Origin of the sequence: Gilliamella sp. wkB108 (assembly GCF_001690195.1) — a bacterium.
Classification (GTDB): Bacteria; Pseudomonadota; Gammaproteobacteria; order Enterobacterales; family Orbaceae; genus Gilliamella; species Gilliamella apicola_L.
Window position 1 is genome coordinate 95487 of record NZ_LZGM01000118.1, and the last position, 26700, is coordinate 122186.

The 26700-nt window shown below is 37.0% G+C and carries 39 protein-coding genes; 5 read left to right on the top strand and 34 right to left on the bottom strand.

Translation table 11 applies throughout. The annotated features are described in order from the left end of the window. Positions 1–11: 11 nt before the first annotated feature. From secY to iscR, 29 genes are all read right to left on the bottom strand, one after another. On the bottom strand, positions 12–1352 hold the full coding sequence (gene secY / locus A9G11_RS12910) for a preprotein translocase subunit SecY (RefSeq protein ID WP_065619998.1): 1341 nt from the start codon (positions 1350–1352) through the stop codon (positions 12–14). A gap of 8 nt (positions 1353–1360) precedes the next feature. Continuing rightward, positions 1361–1795, bottom strand: a complete 435-nt coding sequence (gene rplO, locus A9G11_RS12915) for a 50S ribosomal protein L15 (RefSeq protein WP_065619999.1) — start codon at positions 1793–1795, stop codon at positions 1361–1363. Between the two features lie 5 nt (positions 1796–1800). After that, a complete protein-coding gene (gene rpmD / locus A9G11_RS12920; protein WP_025314400.1) occupies positions 1801–1980 on the bottom strand; it encodes a 50S ribosomal protein L30 in 180 nt (59 codons plus the stop codon). 6 nt (positions 1981–1986) lie between these two features. After that, the gene (gene rpsE, locus A9G11_RS12925) at positions 1987–2487 is read right to left on the bottom strand and encodes a 30S ribosomal protein S5 (protein ID WP_065620000.1); all 501 of its coding nucleotides are present in this window, start codon (positions 2485–2487) and stop codon (positions 1987–1989) included. Between the two features lie 14 nt (positions 2488–2501). After that, positions 2502–2855, bottom strand: a complete 354-nt coding sequence (rplR, locus tag A9G11_RS12930) for a 50S ribosomal protein L18 (RefSeq protein WP_025314398.1) — start codon at positions 2853–2855, stop codon at positions 2502–2504. A gap of 9 nt (positions 2856–2864) precedes the next feature. Then, a complete protein-coding gene (gene rplF / locus A9G11_RS12935; protein WP_065620001.1) occupies positions 2865–3398 on the bottom strand; it encodes a 50S ribosomal protein L6 in 534 nt (177 codons plus the stop codon). Between the two features lie 11 nt (positions 3399–3409). Continuing rightward, a complete protein-coding gene (gene rpsH, locus A9G11_RS12940; RefSeq protein ID WP_065557252.1) occupies positions 3410–3802 on the bottom strand; it encodes a 30S ribosomal protein S8 in 393 nt (130 codons plus the stop codon). Between the two features lie 17 nt (positions 3803–3819). After that, the gene (rpsN, locus tag A9G11_RS12945; protein WP_025314395.1) at positions 3820–4125 is read right to left on the bottom strand and encodes a 30S ribosomal protein S14; all 306 of its coding nucleotides are present in this window, start codon (positions 4123–4125) and stop codon (positions 3820–3822) included. Positions 4126–4136: 11 nt separating this feature from the next. Next, positions 4137–4676 carry a 50S ribosomal protein L5 gene (rplE, locus tag A9G11_RS12950; RefSeq protein ID WP_065558584.1) on the bottom strand — a complete coding sequence of 180 codons (540 nt, stop codon included), beginning with the start codon at positions 4674–4676 and terminating at the stop codon, positions 4137–4139. 17 nt (positions 4677–4693) lie between these two features. Continuing rightward, a complete protein-coding gene (rplX, locus tag A9G11_RS12955; RefSeq protein WP_065620002.1) occupies positions 4694–5008 on the bottom strand; it encodes a 50S ribosomal protein L24 in 315 nt (104 codons plus the stop codon). Positions 5009–5018: 10 nt separating this feature from the next. Beyond that, on the bottom strand, positions 5019–5390 hold the full coding sequence (rplN, locus tag A9G11_RS12960) for a 50S ribosomal protein L14 (RefSeq protein ID WP_025314392.1): 372 nt from the start codon (positions 5388–5390) through the stop codon (positions 5019–5021). Positions 5391–5586: 196 nt separating this feature from the next. After that, positions 5587–5847, bottom strand: coding sequence for a 30S ribosomal protein S17 (rpsQ, locus tag A9G11_RS12965; protein ID WP_034911151.1), 261 nt, complete (start codon positions 5845–5847; stop codon positions 5587–5589). Position 5848: 1 nt separating this feature from the next. Next, positions 5849–6040, bottom strand: coding sequence for a 50S ribosomal protein L29 (gene rpmC / locus A9G11_RS12970; protein ID WP_034902373.1), 192 nt, complete (start codon positions 6038–6040; stop codon positions 5849–5851). After that, positions 6041–6451, bottom strand: coding sequence for a 50S ribosomal protein L16 (gene rplP, locus A9G11_RS12975; RefSeq protein ID WP_025314389.1), 411 nt, complete (start codon positions 6449–6451; stop codon positions 6041–6043). Between the two features lie 12 nt (positions 6452–6463). Beyond that, entirely contained in the window at positions 6464–7201 is a 738-nt protein-coding gene (gene rpsC / locus A9G11_RS12980) for a 30S ribosomal protein S3 (protein WP_025314388.1), read from the bottom strand. Between the two features lie 14 nt (positions 7202–7215). Then, positions 7216–7548 carry a 50S ribosomal protein L22 gene (gene rplV, locus A9G11_RS12985; RefSeq protein WP_034947997.1) on the bottom strand — a complete coding sequence of 111 codons (333 nt, stop codon included), beginning with the start codon at positions 7546–7548 and terminating at the stop codon, positions 7216–7218. A gap of 13 nt (positions 7549–7561) precedes the next feature. Further along, on the bottom strand, positions 7562–7840 hold the full coding sequence (gene rpsS / locus A9G11_RS12990) for a 30S ribosomal protein S19 (protein ID WP_024496505.1): 279 nt from the start codon (positions 7838–7840) through the stop codon (positions 7562–7564). Positions 7841–7859: 19 nt separating this feature from the next. Then, complete coding sequence (gene rplB, locus A9G11_RS12995; protein WP_065620003.1) at positions 7860–8684, bottom strand: 50S ribosomal protein L2; 825 nt, start codon at positions 8682–8684, stop codon at positions 7860–7862. 18 nt (positions 8685–8702) lie between these two features. Then, the gene (gene rplW, locus A9G11_RS13000; RefSeq protein WP_065620004.1) at positions 8703–9005 is read right to left on the bottom strand and encodes a 50S ribosomal protein L23; all 303 of its coding nucleotides are present in this window, start codon (positions 9003–9005) and stop codon (positions 8703–8705) included. After that, complete coding sequence (gene rplD / locus A9G11_RS13005; protein ID WP_065620005.1) at positions 9002–9604, bottom strand: 50S ribosomal protein L4; 603 nt, start codon at positions 9602–9604, stop codon at positions 9002–9004. The genes rplW and rplD overlap by 4 nt, the downstream gene beginning before the upstream one ends. A 16-nt stretch (positions 9605–9620) precedes the next feature. Next, positions 9621–10247, bottom strand: coding sequence for a 50S ribosomal protein L3 (gene rplC, locus A9G11_RS13010; protein WP_065620006.1), 627 nt, complete (start codon positions 10245–10247; stop codon positions 9621–9623). A 31-nt stretch (positions 10248–10278) separates the two neighbouring features. Next, entirely contained in the window at positions 10279–10590 is a 312-nt protein-coding gene (gene rpsJ / locus A9G11_RS13015) for a 30S ribosomal protein S10 (protein ID WP_006120582.1), read from the bottom strand. Between the two features lie 362 nt (positions 10591–10952). Continuing rightward, positions 10953–11291: an ISC system 2Fe-2S type ferredoxin gene (fdx, locus tag A9G11_RS13020; RefSeq protein WP_065620007.1), complete on the bottom strand. Its 339-nt coding sequence runs from the start codon at positions 11289–11291 to the stop codon at positions 10953–10955. 14 nt (positions 11292–11305) lie between these two features. Further along, positions 11306–13165 carry a Fe-S protein assembly chaperone HscA gene (gene hscA, locus A9G11_RS13025; RefSeq protein ID WP_065620008.1) on the bottom strand — a complete coding sequence of 620 codons (1860 nt, stop codon included), beginning with the start codon at positions 13163–13165 and terminating at the stop codon, positions 11306–11308. Between the two features lie 36 nt (positions 13166–13201). After that, a complete protein-coding gene (hscB, locus tag A9G11_RS13030) occupies positions 13202–13720 on the bottom strand; it encodes a Fe-S protein assembly co-chaperone HscB (protein WP_081298574.1) in 519 nt (172 codons plus the stop codon). 14 nt (positions 13721–13734) lie between these two features. Beyond that, positions 13735–14058: an iron-sulfur cluster assembly protein IscA gene (iscA, locus tag A9G11_RS13035; RefSeq protein ID WP_065620009.1), complete on the bottom strand. Its 324-nt coding sequence runs from the start codon at positions 14056–14058 to the stop codon at positions 13735–13737. Next, entirely contained in the window at positions 14058–14444 is a 387-nt protein-coding gene (gene iscU / locus A9G11_RS13040; protein ID WP_065620010.1) for a Fe-S cluster assembly scaffold IscU, read from the bottom strand. Before iscU ends, iscA begins: the two co-directional genes overlap by 1 nt. A 15-nt stretch (positions 14445–14459) precedes the next feature. After that, positions 14460–15674 (bottom strand): IscS subfamily cysteine desulfurase, encoded by a 1215-nt coding sequence (locus A9G11_RS13045; RefSeq protein ID WP_065620011.1) that lies wholly within the window; start codon positions 15672–15674, stop codon positions 14460–14462. Positions 15675–15710: 36 nt separating this feature from the next. Continuing rightward, positions 15711–16166, bottom strand: a complete 456-nt coding sequence (gene iscR, locus A9G11_RS13050; RefSeq protein WP_065620012.1) for a Fe-S cluster assembly transcriptional regulator IscR — start codon at positions 16164–16166, stop codon at positions 15711–15713. A gap of 162 nt (positions 16167–16328) precedes the next feature. On the opposite strand from iscR, the gene sltY reads away from it, so the two are divergent. Continuing rightward, entirely contained in the window at positions 16329–18269 is a 1941-nt protein-coding gene (sltY, locus tag A9G11_RS13055) for a murein transglycosylase (RefSeq protein ID WP_065620013.1), read from the top strand. A gap of 11 nt (positions 18270–18280) precedes the next feature. Next, a complete protein-coding gene (gene trpR, locus A9G11_RS13060) occupies positions 18281–18571 on the top strand; it encodes a trp operon repressor (protein ID WP_218056153.1) in 291 nt (96 codons plus the stop codon). A gap of 54 nt (positions 18572–18625) precedes the next feature. On the opposite strand, the gene robA is transcribed toward trpR, so the two are convergent. The 3 genes from robA to A9G11_RS13075 all read right to left on the bottom strand — a co-directional run bounded on the left by robA (position 18626) and on the right by A9G11_RS13075 (position 20977). Beyond that, positions 18626–19540 (bottom strand): MDR efflux pump AcrAB transcriptional activator RobA, encoded by a 915-nt coding sequence (gene robA / locus A9G11_RS13065; RefSeq protein WP_065620015.1) that lies wholly within the window; start codon positions 19538–19540, stop codon positions 18626–18628. A gap of 84 nt (positions 19541–19624) precedes the next feature. Beyond that, positions 19625–20200 carry a Fe-S biogenesis protein NfuA gene (nfuA, locus tag A9G11_RS13070; RefSeq protein ID WP_065620066.1) on the bottom strand — a complete coding sequence of 192 codons (576 nt, stop codon included), beginning with the start codon at positions 20198–20200 and terminating at the stop codon, positions 19625–19627. A gap of 105 nt (positions 20201–20305) precedes the next feature. After that, positions 20306–20977 carry a phosphoribosyltransferase family protein gene (locus A9G11_RS13075; protein WP_065620016.1) on the bottom strand — a complete coding sequence of 224 codons (672 nt, stop codon included), beginning with the start codon at positions 20975–20977 and terminating at the stop codon, positions 20306–20308. A 256-nt stretch (positions 20978–21233) separates the two neighbouring features. Here A9G11_RS13075 and A9G11_RS13080 point away from each other — a divergent pair, with 256 nt between their 5' ends. Then, positions 21234–21803, top strand: a complete 570-nt coding sequence (locus A9G11_RS13080; protein ID WP_065620017.1) for a peptidylprolyl isomerase — start codon at positions 21234–21236, stop codon at positions 21801–21803. Positions 21804–22483: 680 nt separating this feature from the next. On the opposite strand, the gene pepB is transcribed toward A9G11_RS13080, so the two are convergent. Beyond that, on the bottom strand, positions 22484–23764 hold the full coding sequence (gene pepB / locus A9G11_RS13085; protein ID WP_065620018.1) for an aminopeptidase PepB: 1281 nt from the start codon (positions 23762–23764) through the stop codon (positions 22484–22486). 101 nt (positions 23765–23865) lie between these two features. Between pepB and A9G11_RS13090 the strand changes: the two genes are divergently transcribed. Then, complete coding sequence (locus tag A9G11_RS13090) at positions 23866–24651, top strand: tyrosine-protein phosphatase (protein ID WP_065620019.1); 786 nt, start codon at positions 23866–23868, stop codon at positions 24649–24651. Between the two features lie 107 nt (positions 24652–24758). Here the strand turns inward: A9G11_RS13090 and A9G11_RS13095 are convergent, their stop codons facing one another. Beyond that, positions 24759–25376 (bottom strand): 4'-phosphopantetheinyl transferase family protein, encoded by a 618-nt coding sequence (locus A9G11_RS13095; RefSeq protein ID WP_065620020.1) that lies wholly within the window; start codon positions 25374–25376, stop codon positions 24759–24761. A 99-nt stretch (positions 25377–25475) separates the two neighbouring features. On the opposite strand from A9G11_RS13095, the gene metC reads away from it, so the two are divergent. Beyond that, positions 25476–26693, top strand: coding sequence for a cystathionine beta-lyase (gene metC / locus A9G11_RS13100; RefSeq protein ID WP_065620021.1), 1218 nt, complete (start codon positions 25476–25478; stop codon positions 26691–26693). Positions 26694–26700 lie beyond the last annotated feature (7 nt).

Genomic DNA, 26700 nt, shown 5'->3' on the forward strand with positions numbered 1-26700 from the left:
TTCTTGCTAACTTATCGGCCGTAGCCTTTAAGATTCGCTTTCTTTAACACTGACTCATAACGATTCGGCATCATTAAAGTCTGTACTTGTGCCATAAAATCCATGATTACCACAACCACAATTAATAAAGAAGTTCCACCAAATTGAACTGGAACTTTCATTGCACTTGTCATAAACATTGGTACCAAACATACAAAAGTGATATATATTGCGCCAACAAGTGTTAGACGCGTCATCACCTTGTCAATATACTTAGATGTTTGTTCACCTGGACGGATACCTGGAATAAATGCACCAGATTTCTTAAGTTGATCTGCTGTTTCTCTTGGGTTGAAAACCAATGCTGTATAAAAGAAACAAAAGAAAACAATCGCTACCGCAAAAAAGATTATGTATAACGGCTGATCATGTGAGAAATATTGTCCGATAAGAACAATAATATATCGCCAACCTTCACCATCTCCTTGGAACCAAGAAGCCATCATAGATGGTAACATAACAATTGTTGAGGCAAATATTGCAGGAATAACACCAGCCATATTTATTTTAAATGGTAAGTGAGTAGTTTGTGCCGCATAAACACGACGACCTTGTTGTCTTTGTGCGTAGTTAACCACAATACGGCGCTGACCACGTTCTACAAATACAACAAAGTAAGTAACTCCAACCACTAATGCTGCGACAACTAACAATAAAATCGGATGCAATGAACCAGAACGAGCTTGTTCAATTGTTTCATATATTGCATGAGGAAGGCCTGCCACAATACCAGCAAAGATAATGATAGAAATACCATTACCTACACCGCGTTCTGTGATTTGCTCACCTAACCACATAAGAAACATAGTGCCAGTAACTAAGCTAACCGATGCGATAAAATAGAAAGAAAATCCTGGATTAATCACAACATGACCATAACCAGGAATGTTTGGTAAACCAGTCGCAATACCAAAAGCCTGAACAACAGCTATAGCCAATGTGCCATAACGTGTGTACTGACTGATTTTTTTACGACCAGATTCACCTTCTTTCTTCAATTCTGCTAATTTTGGACTGATTGCTGTTAATAACTGCACAATGATTGATGCAGAAATATAAGGCATTATCCCCAAAGCAAAAATTGAAGCACGGCTTAAAGCACCACCAGAGAACATATTGAACATACCCACAATACCATTAGTTGAAGCTTGTGTTAGTAAGTCCGATAACGCTTTAGTATCAATACCAGGAACGGGAACGTAAGAACCAAGACGAAAAACAATGAGTGCTAACAGCACAAATATTAAACGTTTTTTAAGTTCACCACTACCGCCACGTGTACTTTGAAAATCTAATCCTGGTTGCTTTGCCATCTTTCTACTTATTCCTCAATTTTTCCGCCAGCAGCTTCAATTGCAGCTTTAGCACCTTTAGTTACACGAATACCTCGAACTGTAACTGGTTTAGTTACTTCACCAGATAACATGATTTTGGCATATTCGATTTGTGAATTAATCACATTTGCAACTTTTAAGCTATTTAGGTCAACAATATCACCTTCGACTTTCATAAGATCTGAAAGACGAATTTGAGCTGTAACTAGAGCTTTACGTGAGGTAAAACCAAATTTTGGTAAACGACGATATAAAGGCATTTGACCACCTTCAAAGCCGCGACGAACGCCGCCACCTGAACGAGATTTTTGACCTTTAATACCACGTGTACCTGTTTTACCTAATCCAGAGCCTATTCCTCGACCTACACGTTTTGGTGCATGCTTTGAACCTTCAGCAGGAGATAAAGTATTTAAACGCATTACTATTACTCCTCTACTTTAACCATGTAATAAACTTGGTTTACCATACCACGAATCGCAGGAGTATCCTCACGTTCTACAGTATGACCAATACGACGTAATCCTAAACCGACTAACGTTGCTTTATGCTTCGGAAGACGACCGATAGAACTACGGGTTTGTGTAATTTTAATTGTCTTTGCCATGGCTAATTACCCCAAAATTTCTTCGACGGTTTTACCACGCTTAGCAGCAACCATTTCTGGTGATTTCATATTTTCTAAGCCATCGATAGTTGCACGAACCACATTAATTGGGTTAGTAGAACCATATGCTTTTGCTAGAACGTTACGAACACCTGCAACTTCTAAAACAGCACGCATTGCACCACCGGCAATAATACCTGTACCTTCTGATGCTGGTTGCATATAAACACGAGAACCAGTATGAGTACCTTTAACTGGATGCTGTAAAGTATCGTTATTTAAAGCAACGTTAATCATATTACGACGTGCTTTTTCCATTGCTTTTTGGATTGCTGCTGGCACTTCACGTGCTTTACCATATCCAAAACCTACGCGACCATTACCGTCACCAACCACTGTTAGTGCAGAAAAACTAAAAATACGGCCACCTTTTACGGTTTTAGAAACACGGTTAACTGCGATTAGTTTTTCCTGCAGTTCACCAGCTTGTTTTTCGATGTTTGACATCTTTAACTCCTACCTTAGAACTGTAGGCCAGCTTCGCGAGCAGCATCTGCTAGCGCCTGAACTCGACCATGATATTGGAAACCTGAACGATCAAATGAAACTTCTTTGATATCTTTCGCCAATGCACGTTCTGCGATTGCTTTACCAACTGCAGCTGCTGCATCTTTGTTTCCGGTGTATTTTAAACTTTCACTGATAGCTTTTTCTAATGTAGAAGCGGCTGCCAGTACTTCTGATCCGTTTGGTGCGATAATCTGCGCATAAATATGACGCGGAGTACGGTGAACTACTAAGCGAGTTGCAAGTAGTTCATGCATCTTGCGACGCGCTTTAGTTGCACGACGGATACGAGCTGATTTCTTATCCATAGTGTTACCTTACTTTTTCTTAGCTTCTTTAGTACGCACAACTTCATCTGCGTAACGAACACCTTTACCTTTATAAGGCTCAGGACGACGATAAGCACGGATATCTGCTGCTACTTGTCCAATTAACTGTTTATCAGCACTTTTTAGTACGATTTCAGTTTGAGATGGACATTCAGCTGTTACACCTTTAGGCAATTGATGCTCAATTGGATGTGAATATCCAAGTGATAAACCAATTGTTGTACCCTTAACTTGCGCACGATAACCGACACCAACTAGCTGAAGTTTTTTAGTAAAACCTTCAGTAACACCAATTACCATTGAATTAATCAATGCACGAGCAGTACCTGCTTGAGCCCAAGCATCAGCATGACCGTCGCGAGGAGCAAATTTAATATTGCCTTCTTCATTATTAATAACAACAGCATCATTAATTGAACGAGTTAACTCGCCATTTTTACCTTTAATCGTAATTACCTGACCATTGAGTTTAACCTCTACGCCAGCAGGAATAACGACATGTGCTTTTGCAACACGAGACATTCTTTTCTCCCTTACGCTACGTAGCAGATAATTTCACCACCAAGTCCAGCTTGGCGTGCTGCTCGATCAGTCATAACACCTTTAGAAGTAGAAATAACTGCGATACCTAATCCTGCCATAACTTTTGGCAATTCATCTTTACGTTTATAAATACGTAAACCTGGACGGCTAACACGTTTGATACTTTCTACTACAGCCTTACCTTGGAAATATTTTAAGGTGATTTCCAATTCTGGCTTAGTGTCACCAACTACTTTATAGTCCCCGATATAACCTTCTTCTTTTAGCACATTGGCAATTGCCACTTTTAGCTTAGAGGAAGGCATCGTGACTGCAACTTTATTCGCAGATTGACCGTTACGAATACGGGTCAACATATCTGCAATAGGATCTTGCATGCTCATCTATAACACTCCCCTGATTACCAACTTGCCTTTTTAAGACCAGGAATCTCACCACGCATGGCTGATTCACGAACCTTAATACGGCTTAAACCAAACTTACGAAGGACGCCATGTGGACGACCAGTTTGACGACAACGACGACGTTGACGTGATGGACTAGAATCACGAGGAAGCGTTTGCAATTTAAGCACTGCATTCCAACGATCTTCATCTGATGCATTAAGATCAGAGATAATCGCTTTTAATTCTTGACGCTTTGCAAAATATTTTTCTGCTAGCTTTACGCGTTTCTTATCGCGTTCAATCATTGATTGTTTAGCCATTATGCCCTACCTTACTTACGAAATGGGAAGTTAAAGGCAGATAATAAAGCTCGGCCTTCTTCATCTGATTGTGCAGAAGTGGTGATAGTAATATCTAAACCACGAACACGATCAACTTTATCATAATCGATTTCAGGGAAAACGATTTGCTCACGAACACCCATGCTATAGTTACCACGACCATCGAAAGATTTTGCGCTTAAACCACGAAAATCTCGAGTACGAGGAAGAGCAATATAAACTAGACGTTCAAAAAATTCCCACATACGTTCGCCACGTAAAGTCACTTTACAACCAATAGGATACCCTTGACGGATTTTAAAACCAGCAACTGACTTGCGTGCTTTAGTGACTAGTGGTTTTTGACCACTGATTGCTGCTAAATCTGCAACCGCATTATCTAATAATTTCTTATCAGTAATTGCTTCACCCACACCCATATTCAAGGTGATCTTTTCGATCCGAGGGACTTGCATGACAGATTTGTAGCCAAACTGTTCTTGCAGTTTATTTACTACCTGTGCTTTGTAGTAATCATGCAGTTTCGCCATCGTACACTCCAAATTACTTAATTGATTAATTCATTAGTAGACTTATAAAAACGGACTTTTTTGCCGTCTTCAAAACGAAAGCCTACACGATCTGCTTTGCCTGTATTAGGATTGAAAATTGCTACGTTAGAAACATTAATAGCTGCTTCTTTTTCAACAATTCCACCATCTTGATTTAATGCAGGTACTGGTTTTTGATGTTTTTTCACCAAATTAATACCTTCAACAATCACTTTGCCTGTAGACAAAACACTTTTAACTTTACCGCGTTTACCTTTATCTTTACCAGATAACACGATAACTTCATCTTCTCGACGGATCTTCGCTGCCATTACCCGCTCCTTACAGTACTTCTGGTGCTAATGAAATGATCTTCATAAACTTCTCAGAACGAAGTTCACGAGTGACCGGTCCAAAAATACGCGTACCAATCGGTTGCTCACTGTTATTATTTAAAATAACACAAGCATTACGATCGAAACGAATGACAGATCCATCAGGACGACGAACACCTTTTCGAGTTCGCACCACAACTGCCTTAAGTACATCACCTTTTTTTACTTTACCACGAGGAATTGCTTCTTTAATGGTTACTTTGATGATATCACCTACTGCTGCATAACGACGATGCGATCCACCGAGAACCTTGATACACATTACGCTTCGTGCGCCAGAGTTATCAGCAACATCGAGCCTAGTCTGTTCTTGGATCATTTTAATGCTCCGTATAAATAAATTATTGTCTAATCTACCTTCATCCACCTCAACTACCATGGATAAGAATAGACAACCAAAAACCCACTTATGTGAGGGCGCATAGTATAACACCACTCAAATAAAATGGATAGCATAAAATAAACGGCTAAATAAAGCCGTTTATTATATTATGTACAGTTTTTAACCAAATAGATTAAATAACTGCTTTTTCAACGATTCGAACAAGAGTCCAAGATTTGGTCTTTGATAATGGTCGACACTCTTTAATTTCAACAGTATCGCCAATACCACACTCATTGTTTTCATCATGTACATGCAATTTAGTCGTACGTTTAATGAACTTACCATATAACGGATGCTTCACTTTACGTTCAATAGCTACAGTAATAGATTTATCCATTTTGTCGCTAATAACACGACCTTGCTGAGTACGAATTTTTACTTCAGTAGTCATATTACGCACCCGCCTTCTCAGTTAATAACGTTTTAACACGTGCAATATTACGACGCACTTGTTTTAACATATGAGTTTGTGTCAACTGACCTCCAGCTAATTGCATACGTAAGTTAAATTGCTCACGTAATAAATTAAGAAGTTCAGTATTTAACTCTTCAACGCTTTTTTCGCGTAGCTCTTTTGCTTTCATTTACATCACCGTCTTAATCACAAAGGTGGTTTTAATTGGCAGTTTTGCAGCTGCCAACGCAAATGCTTCACGAGCAACTTCTTCCGGTACTCCGTCCATTTCATAAAGGACTTTACCTGGTTGAATCTGTGCAACCCAGTATTCAACGTTACCCTTACCTTTACCCATACGCACTTCAAGTGGTTTTTCGGTAATTGGCTTATCAGGGAAAACTCGAATCCAGATTTTACCTTGACGCTTAACTGCACGAGTCATTGCACGACGTGCTGCTTCGATCTGGCGCGCAGTCAAACGACCACGTCCTACAGCCTTAAGACCGAATGTACCGAAACTAACATCAGTACTCACAGCAAGACCACGATTGCGGCCCTTGTGTACTTTACGGAATTTTGTACGCTTTGGTTGTAACATCAGCGACGCTCCTTATTGTTTTCGGCCTTTGCGCTGCTTTTTAGGTTGAGCAGCAGGTTGTTTTTCTGCTTGTTCAACGGCAGCCATACCACCAAGGATCTCACCTTTGAAGATCCACACTTTAACACCAATAATACCATAGGTAGTTAATGCTTCAGATAATCCATAGTCGATATCAGCTCGTAATGTATGTAAAGGAACACGACCTTCACGATACCATTCGCTACGAGCGATTTCAGCGCCGCCTAAACGACCACTTACTTCAACTTTGATACCTTTAGCTCCCGCTTTCATTGCGTTTTGCACCGCACGTTTCATAGCACGACGGAACATAACTCGGCGTTCTAACTGAGAAGTGATACTATCAGCAACTAATTTTGCATCAAGTTCAGGTTTACGAACTTCGGCAATATTAATTTGTACTGCAACATCACGTTTTTCTCTTTTGTCTTTATACTTATTGACAATAGAAGCTACGGCATTACGTAATTTTTCAACGTCCTCGCCTTTCTTACCAATCACAATACCCGGACGAGCAGTGTGAATAGTAATGCGAACGTTAGTTTCTGCTGAACGGTCGATTACAATCTTAGAGATTGATGCTTGTGCTAATTCTTTATTTAAGAATTCACGCACTCTAAAATCACTTTCTAAATTATCAGCGAATGTCTTTGTACCCGAATACCATGTAGATGTCCAAGGCTTGACAATGCCTAAACGGATACCATTTGGATTTACTTTTTGACCCATTGCTATTCTCCAGCCTAGCGATCTGAGACGATCACGGTGATGTGACTCGTACGCTTCAAAATTCGATCTGCACGACCTTTCGCACGAGGCATAATACGCTTCATGGTTGGGCCTTCGTCAACGAATATTTTCGCAACTTTTAGATCATCAATATCAGCACCATCGTTATGCTCTGCGTTAGCAATAGCAGACTCTAATACTTTTTTAACTAGTACAGCCGCTTTTTTATTGGTGTACGTTAAAATATCTAGTGCCTGAGACACATTCTTACCGCGAACAAGATCTGCTACTAAGCGAACTTTTTGTGCAGAAGAACGAGCGTGGCGATATTTTGCAATTGTTTCCATCTCTTTCTCCTACTTATTTCTTCTTAGCTTTCTTATCAGCCGCGTGGCCGCGATAAGTACGAGTCGGCGCGAATTCACCCAATTTATGACCAACCATTTCGTCGGATACATAAACTGGAACGTGCTGACGACCATTATGGACAGCGATGGTCAAACCGATCATATTAGGAAAGATCGTTGAACGACGGGACCAAGTACGAATTGGTTTCTTGTCCCCGCTTTCCACCGCTTTCTCTACCTTCTTCAGCAAGTGTAGGTCAATAAAAGGACCCTTCTTGAGAGAACGTGGCATAGCTAATCCTCTATATTAATTATTTCTTATTGCGACGGCGAACAATATACTTATCAGTACGTTTGTTGCTACGCGTTTTCAATCCTTTGGTTTTTTGACCCCATGGAGACACAGGATGTTTACCAAAGTTACGACCTTCACCACCACCATGTGGATGGTCTACCGGGTTCATTGCAGTACCACGAACAGTAGGACGAACACCACGCCAACGCGTTGCACCCGCTTTACCTAATACACGAAGCATATGTTCAGAATTACCAACTTCACCAATAGTGGCACGGCAATCTAATAATACTTTACGCATTTCACCTGAACGTAAACGCAATGTTACATATGCACCTTCACGTGCAACGATTTGAACATAACTACCAGCAGAGCGAGCAAGTTGTCCGCCTTTACCTGGTTTCATTTCAATATTATGTACGGTAGAACCTACTGGGATGTTGCGCATTGGTAAACAGTTACCTGTTTTAATTGCTGCATCAACACCAGATTGGATCTGATCACCTGCTTTTAAGCCTTTAGGCGCTAAAATATAACGACGTTCACCGTCTTTATATAAAACCAATGCAATATTTGCACTACGGTTTGGATCATATTCCAAACGTTCAACAACTGCTGGAATACCATCTTTATTACGCTTAAAATCGACAATACGATAATGTTGTTTATGACCACCACCAATATGACGGGTAGTGATTCGACCATTATTATTGCGACCACCAGTTTTGCTTTTTGAATCAAGCAACGGTGCATAAGGCTTACCTTTATGCAACTCTGGGTTAACCACTTTAACAACGTGGCGACGACCCGGAGATGTAGGTTTACACTTAACAACTGCCATTGTTCATACTCCTCCGAATTACTCAGCGACGCCAGCAAGGTCTAAATTTTGACCTTCTGCTAAAGTAACGTAAGCTTTTTTCCAGTCGCTACGGCGACCGATTTGTTGACCACGACGTTTAACTTTACCTTTAACGATAAGCGTATTAACGTCATCTACTTTAACTTCAAATAGTTGTTCAACTGCGGCTTTAATCTCTCTCTTAGTAGCATCTTTAGCAACTTTCAATACTAATGTATTTGTTTTTTCCATTGAAATAGATGCTTTTTCAGAAACATGTGGTGCTCGCAGGACTTTAAGCAGACGCTCTTCACGAATCATGCTAACATCTCCTCTACTTGTTTAACAGCATCAACAGTGATAACCACTTTGTCAAATGCAATCAAACTAACTGGATCAATACCTGCCACATCACGCACATCAACTTTGTATAAGTTACGTGCTGCTAAGAAAAGATTTTCATCAACTTCAGAAGTGATAATAAGAACATCGTTAAGTTCCATATCATTTAATTTCTGAGTTAATAATTTAGTCTTAGGTGCTTCAACAGTAAATTTTTCAACCACAATTAAACGTTCTTGACGCACTAATTCAGAGAAAATACTCTTTAATGCACCACGATACATTTTACGGTTAACTTTTTGGCTATGATCTTGTGGTTTTGCTGCAAATGTTACACCACCGCTACGCCATATTGGGCTCTTAATAGAACCTGAACGAGCGCGACCTGTGCCTTTTTGGCGCCATGGTTTTTTGCCTGAACCAGCGATTTCTGCACGAGTTTTTTGTGCGCGAGAGCCTTGACGAGCAGCAGATGCATAAGCAACAACTACTTGATGAACTAACGCTTCATTAAACTCACGTCCGAAGGTAGTTTCGGAAACAGAAAGCGCTTGCGCGTCTTTAACTACTAATTCCATCTCTATCTCCTTGACGTTAAGCCTTGATTGCCGGTTTAACAATTACGTCACTATTGATTGCACCAGGAACAGCACCTTTAATTAATAAAAGATTACGTTCTGCATCAACACGTACAATATCTAAGTTTTGAACAGTTACACGTTCATTACCTAAGTGACCTGCCATTTTACGACCTTTAAACACTTTACCCGGAGTTTGGTTTTGACCGATAGAGCCATGACCACGGTGTGCTAAAGAGTTACCATGTGTTGCATCTTGGGTACGGAAGTTCCAACGTTTAGTTACGCCAGCAAAACCTTTACCTTTAGATGTACCAGTAACATCAACTTTTTTAACGTCTATAAAAATATCAACGTTAATGCTTTGACCTACAGCAAATTCGCCTTCTTCAAAACGGAATTCCCATAGACCACGACCAGCTTCAACGCCAGCCTTAGCGAAATGACCTGCTTCAGGTTTGTTTATACGGCTTGCTTTTTTGCTACCTGTAGTAACCTGAATTGCTTGATAACCATCATTCTCAAGTGTTTTTACTTGAGTAACGCGGTTGCTTTGAACTTCAACTACGGTGACAGGAATAGAAACACCCTCTTCGGTAAAGATTCGTGTCATTCCTACTTTACGACCGATTAAACCAATCATTGTTTAGACCTCTCAATCATTCAGCTCAGGATTAACCTAAACTGATCTGCACATCAACACCGGCAGCAAGATCTAGACGCATTAAAGCATCAACTGTTTTTTCAGTTGGCTCAACAATATCAACTAGACGTTTATGAGTGCGAATTTCATATTGATCGCGCGCGTCTTTATTAACGTGCGGAGAAATCAATACGGTAAAACGCTCTTTGCGTGTCGGTAATGGAATAGGACCACGAACCTGCGCACCAGTGCGCTTCGCAGTTTCTACAATTTCAGCAGTTGATTGATCAATCAAACGATGATCAAACGCTTTTAACCGGATACGGATTCTTTGGTTCGACATGAGACCAGAGCTCCACTATTTAAAAGTTATAACAAAAGATTACTCCTCTTACCCTGTTTCGATTGACAGGAGAGTGTAATCCGTTCTTTTCGTAACCCCCAGATCGGGAGTATTGTTGATATAATACAATATGTTATTTATTGCTTATATCTTCATACGCATTTGCTCAAAGGAAACCAATAAGCAAAGTGGTGGTAATTATACGGAAATTATCAACTAATGCAAGGAGTAATTAATAATTAGCATCCTTGTAGATAAATAAATGTGTTTTGATAATGTTTAATAAAACATCGTTGTATTTTAAAATCAAATCAATTTGTTATTATCAATTAATTATGGTCAGTCGCCATAAAGGCGACTTACTAGTGATCTTCTTTAGCGTGATTTAAGCTATATCTTGGAATCTCAACTTCCAAATCTTCATCTGTAACACGAGCTTGACAACTTAATCGGCTCTGAGGCTCTACACCCCAAGCTTTATCAAGCATATCATCTTCTTGTTCGTCACTTTCTTCCAGTGAGTTAAATCCTTTTCGGACAATACAGTGACAAGTTGAACAGGCACAAGACATTTCACATGCATGTTCAATTTCAATATCATTACGTAATGCGACCTCTAAAATAGATTCCCCTTCCTCTGCTTCAACGGTTTTTCCTTCAGGGCAGAGATCGGCATTAGGTAAAAAAGTAATTTTTGGCATAATAATCTCGTTAGTTAGATATCATCAACATTATGACCTGTTAATGCATGGCGAATAGAGCGATCCATACGTTTAGCAGCAAATTCCTGAGTTACGTTATCAACAATTTTAATCTGTTTTTCAATTTCGTAACTATCGTTAGCTTGGCTAGCAGCTTGTAGCTGATGCTTAGCGGTTAAAATTTGGTTAAGTTGATGTTCATTTAATAAATCCATGTCTTTATCTAAAGCACTTTGTAAACTTTCAAGCACTCTGGCCGCTTCAACTTTTTGCTCTGCCAACATTCTTGCTTGTTTATCCTGTTCAGCATAACTTATTGAATCTTGAATCATACTTGCAATTTCGTTATCGCTAAGCCCATAAGATGGTTTTACCTGAATAGCGGCTTCAACACCAGTTGACTTTTCCATAGCAGTAACACTTAATAAACCGTCAGCATCAACCTGGAAAGTAACTCGAATATGAGCGCCACCAGCAGGCATGGGTGGTATGCCTTGTAAAGTAAACTTGGCTAACGATCGACAATCAGTAACCTTTTCTCGTTCACCTTGTAAAACATGGATCATCATTGCCGTTTGACCATCTTTAAATGTTGTAAACTCCTGAGCGCGAGCGCAAGGAATGGTACTATTACGAGGAATAATCTTTTCAACTAATTCACCCATAGTTTCAATACCTAAAGATAATGGAATTACATCCAACAATAGCATATCCGAATCAGGCTTATTACCGACTAAAATGTCCGCTTGTATAGCTGCACCAATTGCAACAACCTTATCTGGATCAATAGATGTAAGAGGATTTAGTTTAAAATAATTACCCACGAACTGGCGAACTAATGGTACGCGGGTAGAACCACCGACCATAACAACTTCTGCCACTTCATCAAGCTCGATTTTGGCATCTTTTAATGCTCTACGACATACAGCTAAAGTTCGTTTAACTAATGGTTCAATTAATGTTTCAAACTGCGTACGAGTAATGGTCAATGACTGATTATTGAAAGTAAACAGAACCGAATCTTGCTGGCTTAATGCTATTTTCAACGCCACAGCTTGATTCATAATTTTTTGGTTAATATGAGGATCAGTATTGTTGGTCAGTCCTAGTTCTTGTTTTATATAATCAGCAAGTAAGCGATCGAAATCATCACCACCAAGTGCCGAATCGCCACTGGTCGCTAAGACCTCAAATACACCTTTATGTAAACGCAAAATAGAAATATCAAAAGTTCCACCACCTAAGTCATAAACTGCGATCACACCCTCTTTACCAGAATCAAGACCATAAGCAATAGCGGCTGCTGTTGGTTCGTTCAAAAGGCGTAATACATGTAATTTGGCTAATTTGGCTGCATCTTTAGTTGCTTGTCTTTGAGCATCATCAAAATAGGCCGGAACGGTAATTACTACACCATCAATTTCGCTATTTAGTGTCTCTTTTGCTCGATTTGCTAAAGCTGTTAAAATTTCTGCGGAAACTTGAACTGGATTAACTTTGCCATTAGGTAAATTAAGAATCGGCACACCATTTGCACTTTGCGAGAACGAATAAGGGAAATATGACATATCAAGATCTGATAAACTTCTCCCCATTAATCGTTTAATCGAACTGACGGTATTTTGTGGATCATTAGCTGAATTTGCTTTGGCATTTTTTCCTACGGTAACAATAAGATTGTCATCGTGATCAAGACCATAATGCACCACCGATGGTAACAAAGGATCTCCCTCTAAATCGGGTAAAGCTTCGCATTGTCCACTTCGTACAATTGCAACTAATGAATTAGTTGTACCAAGATCAATACCTACTGCTAGGCGACGCTGATGAGGTGCTGGTGTTTGTCCCGGTTCACTGATCTGTAAAAGTACCATGTAATATATCTCTAATTGATGTTTGCTTGTCTAAAATTATAAAACAAATTGTTTTTCTTGTAATTTTTCGATTTGTTCAAGCAATCTAGTGAGGTAACGGATTTTATAGATGAGATTAAGTGCAGTTTGCCAATCTTGCTCATGAATATAGTGCAATAACTGGTTATAAACGCTATTTTTACGTTTAATCATTTCTTTATGAAAATCATCTAATAATTCAGGATTATCCTGACTTTCAATATCATCAAGCTGTTCACGCAAAGTGAATTGCTCCATTAAAAAGTCAGGATCATGAATAATATTTTGTTCAGTCGCAACATCAAAACCTTGCAGCGATAAAAAATATTCGGCTGCACTAATCGAATTTTTTAATGTCTGGTAGCCATCATTAATCATGGCTGATTTTTGCATGATTGAGACTTTTTCATTATCCTTCGCAGAAGCAAAATTATCTGGGTGGAACTGTTTTTGCAGCTGTTGATAATGGGTTGTTAGCATCGCCATATCAACAGGCAATTGAACAGGTAACTGAAATAACTCAAAGTAATTAACCACAGTAATTGCTCCAATTAAACGTTAAAGCTTTCACCACAACCACATTCATTTTGTGCATTGGGATTATTAAATTTAAAGCCTTCGTTTAATCCTTCTTTAACAAAATCAAGTTCAGTCCCATCAATATAGACTAAACTTTTTTTATCTACGATAACTTTGACATTTTTGTCTTCAAACACACTGTCATCATCATTAATCACGTCGGCAAATTCCAGAACATAAGCCATACCAGAGCAACCTGATGTTTTTACACCTAATCTAAGTCCTACACCTTTACCCCGATTGGCTAAAAAGGATTGAACGCGATTAGCTGCATTATTGGTTAATGTAATAGCCATTAACTTTGCCCTTTTTTAGTTTTGTAATCTTCAATTGCAGCCTTAATGGCATCTTCAGCTAGAATTGAACAGTGAATTTTTACTGGTGGTAAAGCTAGCTCTTTGGCGATATCTGTATTTTTAATTGCCTCGGCCTCATCTAATGATTTACCTTTTATCCATTCAGTAACCAATGAACTTGATGCAATTGCACTTCCACAACCATAAGTTTTGAATTTAGCGTCTTCAATAATACCGTCATCATTAACTTTGATTTGAAGACGCATTACATCACCACATGCTGGTGCGCCAACCATGCCACTACCGACATTAGGATCATTTTGATCAAAAGAACCAACATTACGAGGGTTTTCATAATGATCAACTACTTTTTCGCTATATGCCATAATTTACTCCTAATTTTAATGTGCTGACCATTTAATTTTAGTTAGATCAACGCCATCTTTAAACATTTCCCAAAGTGGAGATAAATCCCTTAATTTACCAATAGATTCTCTAATCAACTTAATAACATAATCAACTTCTTCTTCAGTACTAAATCGACCAAATGAAAAGCGAATTGAACTATGTGCAAGTTCATCATTCAAACCTAACGCGCGTAAAACATATGAAGGTTCCAAACTCGCGGATGTACAAGCTGAACCCGAAGATACTGCTAAGTCTTTTAATGCCATCATCAACGATTCACCTTCAATATAAGCAAAGCTTACATTTAAAATGTTTGGCGCGCTGTGTTCTAATGAACCATTAAGATATACTTCTTCAATATCTTTTAGACCATTCCACAAACGATTTTTTAAGGCTAATAAACGAGGCATTTCAGTTGCCATTTCCTGTTTAGCAATATGATATGCTTCACCCATACCAACAATTTGATGAACAGGTAAAGTACCTGAACGCATACCTCTTTCATGACCACCGCCATGCATTTGTGCTTCTATTCGTACTCGCGGTTTACGTCTTACATAAAGTCCACCGATACCTTTGGGTCCATAAATTTTATGCCCTGAAAAAGACATTAAATCCACTTTTAATTTAGTGAGATCAATTGGTAATTTACCAACGCTTTGTGTTGCATCGACATGGAAGACAATCCCCCTTTCCCGACACATTTCACCAATTTTTTCGATATCTTGTACCACGCCTGTTTCATTATTTACATGCATAATTGATACAACTGTTGTATCTGGACGCATTACAGCAGCTAGCTTATTAAGATCAATGATACCATCGGATTCGGGTGCTAAATAAGTCACTTCGTATCCTTCACGCTCAAGTTGACGGCAAGTATCAAGTACTGCTTTATGTTCCGTTTTACAGGTAATAATATGTTTACCTTTGGCTTGGTTAAAATGTGCAGATCCTTTGATAGCAAGATTATCTGCTTCTGTTGCACCTGAGGTAAAAACTATTTCGCGAGAGTCTGCACCTATAAGATCAGCGATTTGATTTCGTGCAATATCAACTGCTTCTTCAGCTTGCCAGCCAAATCGGTGTGAACGTGATGCGGGATTACCAAAGATACCATCTGGAGTTAAATAGTGCATCATTTTTTCGGCAACTCTAGGATCTACAGGTGTTGTCGCTGCATAATCCATATAAATAGGTAATCTCATTTACTACTCCCAATTATAAATTTTATATTCTTTTTTTTAATTAACTCTGACGTGCTGTATATTACTTTGTCGGTCAGCTACAGCTCTAACGTCTTTATTTTTGACTAATTCACTTAAAGTGATACTCGTTAAAAAATCATCAATGCGTTCACTTAGATCGTTCCATAGTGTATGGGTGAGACATTTAACACCCCGTTGGCAACCCGCTTCACCATGACATTTTGTGGCATGAACTGTCTCATCAACAGCTTTAACAATAGAACTAATCGCAATTTCATCCATACCACGACTAAGTATATAGCCACCACCAGGACCTCTAACGCTCATGACTAAGCCGTTTTTCCGTAACCGAGCAAACAATTGTTCAAGATAAGATAGTGAGATTTCCTGACGTTCTGAAATATCAGCCAGTGATACCGGTCCTGAGCCAGAATGTAATGCAACATCTAACATTGCAGTTACCGCATATCGCCCTTTTGATGTCAATTTCATTAATCATTCCCCCCTGTATATTACTAAGTATTGTATATATCCTCTTAATTTAGTCAAGTATTTAGTTGAGTGTTTTAGTGGGAATTATCCATAAGTTCTTCATCGACGAATCATAGACTTGTATGCTAATCTAATAAACTGATTTAATACAGGAGTTAATGGATGAAGCTAGTTTTACATTTTTTGACAATAATTGGTCTATTTTTTTTAAATAGTGCTTTTGCAGATAATACAAAAGACAGTTTTCGAACTAATTTTCAAAAATGGGTAACCTATAATCAAGTTATTAGTTTTGAAGAACAAAAAGCGCTAGTTAAATCTTTACAGGATTATTCATTATATCCTTATGTTGCGACACAATTTTTTCAAAATAATATTAAAACCGTTTCACCGGAAGAAGTCAGTGAATTTGTCGCCAAATATAATGATTTACCTGTAACTTCTTCACTTACTCAATCTTTTTTAGCTGAGTTAACCTCTCGTCAAGATTGGAATGCAATAGTTTCCTTTCCACGCGATAACTCGACTGCTACAAATTGTCGATATCAATATGCACTATTCCAACAAGGTAATAATCAATCGCTGTTTACCACGGTTGAAGATTTATGGAAAACAGGGAAAGAATTACCTTCCGCATGTGATCCAATACTTGATGTGTGGGTGCAAGCAGGTAAACGAACGTCTAATTTAATACTATTACGTATTGGACTTGCGGTTGAGGCAAATAATATAAAATTTGCGCGATACCTTACTAATTTATTAAATAACGATTACAAAACCACTAAGGACAATTTATTAGCACTACTGGATAATCCACAAAAATTGGCTGATTTTTCCAAAAACATCAAAGCTAGTTCATTTACCAAACAGATTGTGTTAGCTACTTTTCCACGTTTAGTCAGAGTCAATAATAATTTAGCTCAAACTTTGTTACCTCAATTAGCGAAACAACAAACACTAAGCGAAACAGAAGTAGATGCATTGCAAAAAAGTCTAGCAAATAGTTACTTTAATAATAATACCACTGATGAACAAATAAAATGGCGCGATGAATATATAACCCAAAGTCATGATACGGCATTGATTGAAAAGCGCATTCGTCTGGCGATAGATGAATATAATTATACTGACATTGCTTATTGGTTAACACAACTCTCTCCAGAAGCCAAATCAAAAGAAGATTGGCAATATTGGCAAGCGCGTGTATTACTGAATAACAATCAAAAGAAAGAAGCAGAAGCAATTTTAAAAGCACTGTCATCCAAACGAGGTTTTTATGGCATGATAAGCGCTCAAACGCTTAATCAAACCTATTCACTTAAAAATTTATCTCGTCCAATTTCTAAAACTGAAATCAAAGAGTTAGAAGCAAAATATAATCATCAATCCTTTGTAAAACGAATTGAAGAATTACGTTATTGGGGAATGTTATCAGAATCAAACCGCGAATGGCGATATATGCTAAACAATAATGCAACTAATAATGAATATTTAGATTTAGCTAAATTTGCCTTTATCAGAGATTGGGGAGATTTATGTATTCAAGCCACTATTGCTGGTAAATTATGGGATAATTGGAACGAACGTTTACCTATCATGTATCAAAAATTCTATAAAGATGCATTGAAAGATAAAGCCATTCCTTTATCTTATACTTTAGCTATTTCTCGTCAAGAAAGTGCGCTTGATACTACTGTACAATCGCCAGTTGGTGCTAGTGGATTAATGCAATTAATGCCAAATACGGCCAAAGAGACAGCTAAAAAAGTTAGCTCAGTCATTTACTATTCACCAACTCAACTGTTTGAACCACAAACCAATATAGAGTTAGGAACTTATTTTTTAAATAATATGTATTTAACCAATAATAATAATCGTATTTTATCCTCCGCAGCTTATAATGCAGGGCCAAATCGTGTAAAGCTTTGGCTTAATAATAGTGGTGGCAAACTTGATGCAGTAGCGTTTATAGATAGTATTCCGTTTACAGAAACACGTAATTATGTGAAAAATGTCTTAGTTTACGACTATATTTATCAGATAATTTTAGGCAAACCGAATAACAATATTCTTACTGAAAATGAAATTAACAGACAATATTAATGGTATTTACAATGAAAGCTGAACAATGGCAACAAACTGTTGAAATATTACATCAAGCCTTTAATGAAGGATATTCAATTGATATATTAAAATTACTTTTGACCGCTGACGAACGAGATGCCTTAATTACACGAGTAAAAATCATTCACTCATTACTTGATGGCTCAATTAATCAACGTCAGCTCAAAGAACAATTAGGTATAGGCATTGCAACGGTAACACGTGGTTCAAATAGCCTAAAAGAAGCAACACCAGAATTTAAGACATGGTTAGAAAAAAACTTATTGAAGTCAGATGTATAATTACCAAGATCTCTTAAAATTATAAATAATTAAACCATCATTTTGCCTGTGTAATCAAAGCTCTTGTTGGATATCAACTTCATTTTTGGTCACCACAGGTACACAATAATCGCACTCCATATTTTTAATATCTTTAACCGATTCGACAGTTTCGTTTAGGCGATTATGATGGATTTCAATTAAGCATCCTGAACGTAAACAGACTTGTAAAGCAGGCATTGCAGCTAAATGGACTTGTGAAATAAAATCTCTGAAATTTTCAGGGGGGCCCATATATTTAAAACAGAGGTAAAGTCCACCTTCACTGACATATTGTTCGATATGTTCAAGGTGATTATTATGATCTAAAGCAATAGTATAGAGAAGCTCTTGTTCATTGGCGTTGTCTTTACTTTTTAAAATACGATTAAAAGCATAAATTTTATCAGGAAGGTTTTCACCTTTATGTGGGTAGCGTGATAAATAGTTTTGAAAAAATTGAGCTCTTAGCTTATTTTCTTCATCAAGTAATTTACCCAAATTACAATTATTCTTATATGAAATTCCCCAAAAAGTTTGCCTCGGCATATTAACAAATTTAGGTTCAGGTAGGGTCAGTTGACTTTTATTTAACTCAATTGCGGGTGTTAATCCTGTTGGATCCCAAAATTCACCTCGACGATAGCTTGCTGGCGTTTCATTAAACTGTTTTTTAAATGAACGTGTAAATGTTTGTTGTGAATCAAAACGATATTGCATTGCTATATCTAAAATGGGTTTACTCGTCATTCGTAATGATAGCGCTGCATAGGTTAAACGGCGATGACGTATATAAGTACCGAGTACTTGACCAGTAACTTCTTTAAACATTCGCTGTAAGTGCCATTTGGAATAACCTGATTTTTGCGCCACATTATCAATAGATAACGGCTGCTCAAGATTTTTTTCAATCCAAGCGATTAGAGCTGAAATAATGCTAACTTGATTCATAACACCCCATCATAATATCAACTGACAGATATCGTGCGATTATGACTTAATCTTAGCAATAAGCAAGATTTAAATAAAATTATTTTAATAATAAGAGTGAGTTCCAGCTTGATGTTCGGTGATATCTTTCACGCCTGCCAACTCTGGGAATTCGGCTAATAATTGCTTTTCTATCCCTTCTTTTAAAGTGTAATCAACCATTGAACAACCATTACAACCTCCACCAAATTGTAACACGACATAATTATCTTCCGTCAATTCAACTAAACTGACATGCCCACCGTGACTTGCTAGTTGTGGGTTGACTTGTGCTTGAATTGCATAATTAACTCGTTCAATCAATGGCGCATCATCCGCAACCTTTTTCATCTTGGAGTTTGGCGCTTTTAAAGTTAATTGTGAACCCAATTCGTCGGTAACATAGTCAATTACGGTTTCTTCCAAAAAAGGCGCACTAATTTCATCAATATACACTGAAAAACCAGACTGTTTTTCTTCGATATCACTATCCTCAATAGTATCGGCAGGGCAGTATGAAACACCACATTCAGCAGTAGGTGTACCTGGATTAATAACAAATACTCGGATTTGAGTTCCTTCAGCTTGATTAGCAAGTAACTTTTTAAAATGTTGTTGCGCTGATTCAGAAATGGTAATAATAGACATATTCCCTCACTTTGACGCAATTGGCATTAATAACAACTGACATCATTGATTATAATAGTTGACTGTATCTCTTGGTTATTATAGGGTCTGTTTGGGATTTTACAATACTGTACGACACAAACAAAGAACTTGTACATTGGTCGCACCGCATCTTTTTAGCTGTTGGCTAATAGCATTAATTGTATTACCGGTTGTGACTATATCATCAATAAGTAAAATCGATCTATTTGAAAGATGATGATAGCAACTGAATAGTTTTTCAACATTCTGCACACGCTTTTCAAGTGACAAACTTTTCTGGTCTGAAGCTATTTGTTTACGTTGTAATAAATGGGGATAAAACATCCGGTTTAACCATTTAGCAATCGGTTTAGCTAACTGTTCCGCTTGATTAAAACCTCGTGACCAATAACGAATATGATGCAATGGAACACAAGTAATCAAATCTGGTTTACTAATACCATTAGTTACTCTCCTTTTGTACCATGCTAACAACATTAATCTTGCTAGTGCATGGGTTAATTCAATCTTATGATAGAACTTAAGATGATGAATCAATTTTTTTAATGGATGAATATAATTAGAAACAGCAATAAGTTCATCCCAAGATGGTTTTTGTTCACGGCATCGATAACAGATAGGCGTTGATAATGAATGAGGTAAACCACACTGAGGACAGACTTTATTTTGCGTTGGCAAATTTTTTATGCACTGGCTACAAATCCCATGATGAGATAAAAATAGTGGCATATTACATAAAATACAGCGCATTTTAAGCACACGAAATGTAAAGATATTTCAGGAAAGCATAACGTTTCGATATAAATTTATCTAATTTTTGCATATTGAATGTTGTTATTACTGAATGAATAAGTTCATCATAGTGTATTGAAGAAAAAAATTACTTATAAAATAAAAGTCTTATAATCAATCTCACAAAAATTTATATAATTTTACATATTTTTTATTTAATTAAATTTGATATTCGGTATAATCAGCCCATCAAAATTGACTAAGGATTTTATATATGAAAAAAATCAAAATGTTATTTATTTCTGTGTTTTTAACATTACTTTCTACTATCGCTTTAGCTGATACCAAAGTTTTATTACAAACTAGCATGGGTGATATCGAAATTGAACTTGATAGTCAACATGCCCCAATTACGACTAAAAACTTTATTGATTATGTCAATAGTGGTTTTTATGAAAATCTTATTTTCCATCGTGTCATTCCTGGATTTATGATTCAAGGTGGTGGTGCTGATGATCAGTTAAAATTTAAAGATAATAATGCGCCAATCAAAAATGAAGCCAACAATGGTTTGAAAAATGATCGCGGAACGATTGCTATGGCAAGAACGAGTGCTGTTGATAGTGCTACCAGTCAATTTTTTATCAATGTTGTCAACAACGATTCACTTAACTACCAATCTCCAGAAAACTATGGTTATGCTGTTTTTGGTAAAGTGATTAAAGGTATGGATGTGGCAGATAAAATTGTTAATGTACCAACTAAACGAGTCGGTCCTCATCAAAATGTACCTGTTGAACCTATTTATATCAAAAAAGCTATTATCGTTACTGAAGATAAATAGTCGATTTCTTTGCTTGTTCAATAAACTGTCTTAACCTACTAAGGCAGTTTATTGTTTATCTGTTATAAACGTTAATTTTTGACTTAATCGTATCTTCATTAATTTTTTTTAGATTATTATAATTATCACAACCTGCTTTAAAATTTTTATCACAAACTTGCTTAAAATATTGTCTTGCTAAAGGTAGATCTCGTTTACCCCTGTTCCATAATAGTAAAGAAGACCTAATTTATTGATAGTTTCTAACTAATCATGATTTGTTTCTTGTAAATGCCATTTACCTTGGGTTGCTACCTTTTGATACCAATAAAAAACCGGTTTATAATCAACTCCAACACCATTACCTAAACTATACATTGCAGCTAAATTAAATTGTGATTTTGCATCTCCTTGTTCAGCTTACTCTTTACATACAACGAATGCTTTTTCATAATTTTTCTTTTTTATATAAGAATCACATTGGTCAGCAAAAATAAAACCAGAAAAACTAATCAATAACATAACTAACGATAATGATTTTTTCATTATCTCTAAAATAAAATGTTATAAATCAATAAATTGAAATTTATAACATTTATGTACTAACCGCTATTGATGAACATCAATTTGTGCCAACACTTATTTCACTACATTTGTAAAAAACAACAATTAAATAAGTCATTCGCTGTAATAATGATATTTTATTTTAGTTTACTTAATAAATTCGCTATAGTTCTTACACCTATTCCGGTTGCACCGGTTGCCCACAAGGCCGTTGCACTTTTACGAAATGTTGCTGAACAATCAATATGTAACCAATTTTGTTTATAATTTTTAACAAAATAAGACAAAAATGCGGCTGCTGTGCTAGCACCAGCTGTATTAGGCAATCCAGAATTGGCTATATCGGCAAATGATGATGGAAACTGGCTTCGATGAAATTCGGCCAACGGTAATCGCCAAAAAGCTTCATGTTCAATTTCACTTGTAGCTAATAATTGATTAGCAAATTTATCGTCAAATGAGAGTAATGATTGATAATCATTGCCAACGGCAATTTTCGCTGCACCTGTTAGTGTTGCACAGTCAATAATGTAATGAGGTTTGTCATTATCGGCACAAATTAAGCCATCCGCTAACACTAAACGCCCTTCAGCATCCGTATTATCCACTTCTACGGTTTTACCATTACGATAGGAGATAATATCCCCTAATTTAAATGCGTTGCCGCTGACTAAATTATCAGCACAACATAGATAGAGTTTTACACGATGATTCAATCCTCTAGCAATCGCTAAAGCTAATGCACCAGTTACCAATGCTGCCCCACCCATATCAGCACGCATTGATTCCATAAAACTACTCGGTTTTAAACTATAGCCACCAGAATCGAAGGTAATACCTTTTCCAACTAGACAAGCAGTAATTGGCGTTTTAGGATTTTTAGTTGGATTATAATCAAGCTCAAGTAAAGCGGCTGGCCGATCCGACCCTTTCCCTACCGTATAAATCCCCATGTAGTCATGTTCTTTTAATGCCTCACCTGAGATAATGTTATAACTCACTTCTGATGTAAATGAGCCAATCAATTTGGCACTTTGTGTCGCAAGCTCTAGTGGAGATAAGGTTTCGGCTTGTTGATTTACAATATCACGACACCAATCAATAATCGTTAAACGATTTTTAAGTTCTTCTTTATCTTTGCTATTGAGTTTAGCAAAGGTAATTTTATTCGTATTTTTGGCATTTCGGTATCCTAGCCAAAAATGCCAACACGCTTCGAGATCCCAATTATCACCACTTAATTTAAGCGAATTAATCCCTTGATTATCAAATTTACGTCCTGCGCGTTGTATCGCACCCAAACGATGTTCTGGTTTGTAATGAATTGTAACCGTATCATCTGAAAAACTAAGTAGTGCATCTTTTCCCCATTTGGCTGGAGCGGGTTTATCAGAAAGTAAAATAGATAATATTGACATAAGAAGAACCTCAAAATTGATAAAGCAGAAAAGAATGAATTAATTCTAATCAGAAACATGTTAATATAGCAAGCGGAGTTAAAAATAAATAAGGGATAGCAATGACATCTGTTGTACCAATAAAAAATGGCGTTAATTTTCGTGATTTGGGTGGGATTAAGACAGTAGACGGTCGCCAAATACGTTCCGGCATGTTATACCGATCAGGATCATTTGCACATATTACACCTAGCGAGGGTGAATTTTTAGCTAATCAATTAAAACTACATTATGTGATCGATTATCGAGATCAAAAAGAAATTGAACACTTTCCAGATAGGCTATGGCATAACGCCAATTATATTAATGTTCCAGCCAACCCTTTGAATAATGAGGTTACCGCTAGTTTAACCAGTGATTTGGAAGATGATAATAAAATTCTAAAAACACGTTCCCCGTTCGATTTTATGATAAAACTGTATCAAAAGTTACCATTTAATAATCTCGCTTATCAAAAACTCACCTCTATTTTACTTAATGCTGATGGTAAACCTTTAGTACAACATTGTGCCGTGGGTAAAGATCGTACCGGAGTTGGCGTGGCGTTAGTCCTATTTGCATTAGGTGTGAGTGAAGATAATGTCATGCAAGATTACTTACTCACTGAACAACTGTTAACAAATTATCGTGAATGGTTATTAAACCAATATAAAGAAAAAGAAAAATATAAATTAAATCCTGATAAACTGGAAAATCGTAGACTAATTTTTGCCGCCAAAAAAGAGTATTTATCAGCGGCTATTACTGCAATAAAAGAGCAGTATGACACAATTGATAATTGGTTAGCTAAAGAATATCAGTTAGATGAAAAGAACAAAAAAATTCTACAACAAATATATCTCATTTAATTACTTGAACAATATTAAAATGCTCGTATCCAGCGTACCTATGTAAATAGGTACAAATAATAATTTCTAGTAATTCAAGTGTTTAAAAAATAATGAATTACTTTCAATTATACCCGCAATTCACATTTACTTATTGGAATACTACTGTTAAGCGCAAGATGGACATTTTTAATTTGCTTATATTGATAAAAAAAATGTTCGCCAAAAGGCGCACTAATTATGCCGTTATCTATATCAACACTAACTGACTTAATTTGCCATACCCCTTTTGCATATAATTTTAGAGCTGACTCTTTTAAGGTCCATAATTGCCAAAACGCAGCTAATGTATCGGTTTGCTTAATCATCCATTGATATTCATTCTCAGCAAAAAAATTTTTTGCTACATTAAGATAATTTTTCCTTTCACGATCCACTTCGATATCTACACCAACTTTTCCCTCTAACGAAATCGCCACCGCTATACTATTATTACTATGACTGATATTAAAATCGGGTAAATTTCGATCGACAAAACACGGACGACTATTATCACCAATAGTCATAAGTGGTAAGGTAGGAATCGCACAATACTGTTTGAGTAAACTTGCCAATATAGATCGACAAACTAAAAACTGTTTTTTGCGCGCTACACTTAATTTATCGGCGTGTTCAACAATTTGCGGAGATAAAAGAGAAAAATCCACCGTTGCTTGATTTAGATCAGCAATTTGTACAATTAACATTATCGGTAAACCAGTATTAATAAAAATTATTTTTTACTATTTTAACAGCATGCTATGCTAACTGTTATTAAAATTTATTAAGTAGCCGAAGGACACATCATGTCATTACAAACCAAATTAGTTAATGCTGGTCGCAAAAAACGTTATACTCAAGGCGCTGTTAACGCTGTCATTCAGCGGGCATCTTCATTAGTTTTTGATACGATTGATGCCAAAAAAGAAGCGACAGAAAATCGTACCAAAGGCGCTTTATTTTATGGTCGCCGAGGCACATTAACTCATTTTGCTTTACAAGATGCGATGGTTGAAATTGAAGGAGGTGCTGGATGTTATCTCTATCCATGTGGCGCTGCTGCTATTGCTAATGCTATTTTGGCATTCGTTAAATCAGGTGACCATATTCTTGTATCTGAAGCAGCTTATGAACCGACTCAGGAATTTTGTCAGCATATTTTAAAAGATTTAGGTATTGAAACCGATTATTTCTCACCTCTCATTGGGCGTTATATAAACAAACATATTAAACCGAATACTAAAGTCGTATTTTTAGAATCGCCAAGTTCTATTACTATGGAAGTTCATGATGTTCCAGCAATTGTTAAAGCTATTCGCAAGGTTAATCCTGAAATAATCATTATGATGGATAACACTTGGGGAGCTGGAGTACTATTTAAAGCTCTCGAACATGATATTGATATATCCATTCAAGCTGGCACGAAATACCTTATTGGACACTCCGATGCGATGATAGGTACTGCTGTCGCTAACCAACGTTGTTGGGATACACTACGTGAACGCTCTTATTTAATGGGACAAATGTGTGATGCTGATACCGCCTATATGGCTGCTCGCGGTTTACGTACCTTAGCTATAAGGTTGAAACAACATCATGGCAGCGGCATAAAAGTAGCGAAATGGTTAGCGAATCATCCTAAAGTCGCAAACGTCAATCACCCAGCCTTAGAGAGTTGTAAAGGACATGAGTTCTTTAAACGTGACTTTTCTGGGGCAAGTGGACTATTTTCGTTTGTACTTAAAGATCATCTAACTGATATACAGTTATCCGATTTTTTAGACGGGCTGACTTACTTCTCAATGGCTTATTCTTGGGGTGGATTTGAATCATTAATTTTAGCCAATCAACCGGAAGAGCTGGCTAAAATCAGACCTGTGTCTGGTGTGGATTTTACAGGGACATTAATCCGACTACATATTGGACTTGAAGATCCAGATGATTTAATCGCCGATCTGTCAGCAGGTTTAGATCGCATCCGATTACATAAAAATAAAACCAATGCACTACAAACATTAGTATAAATCGGTT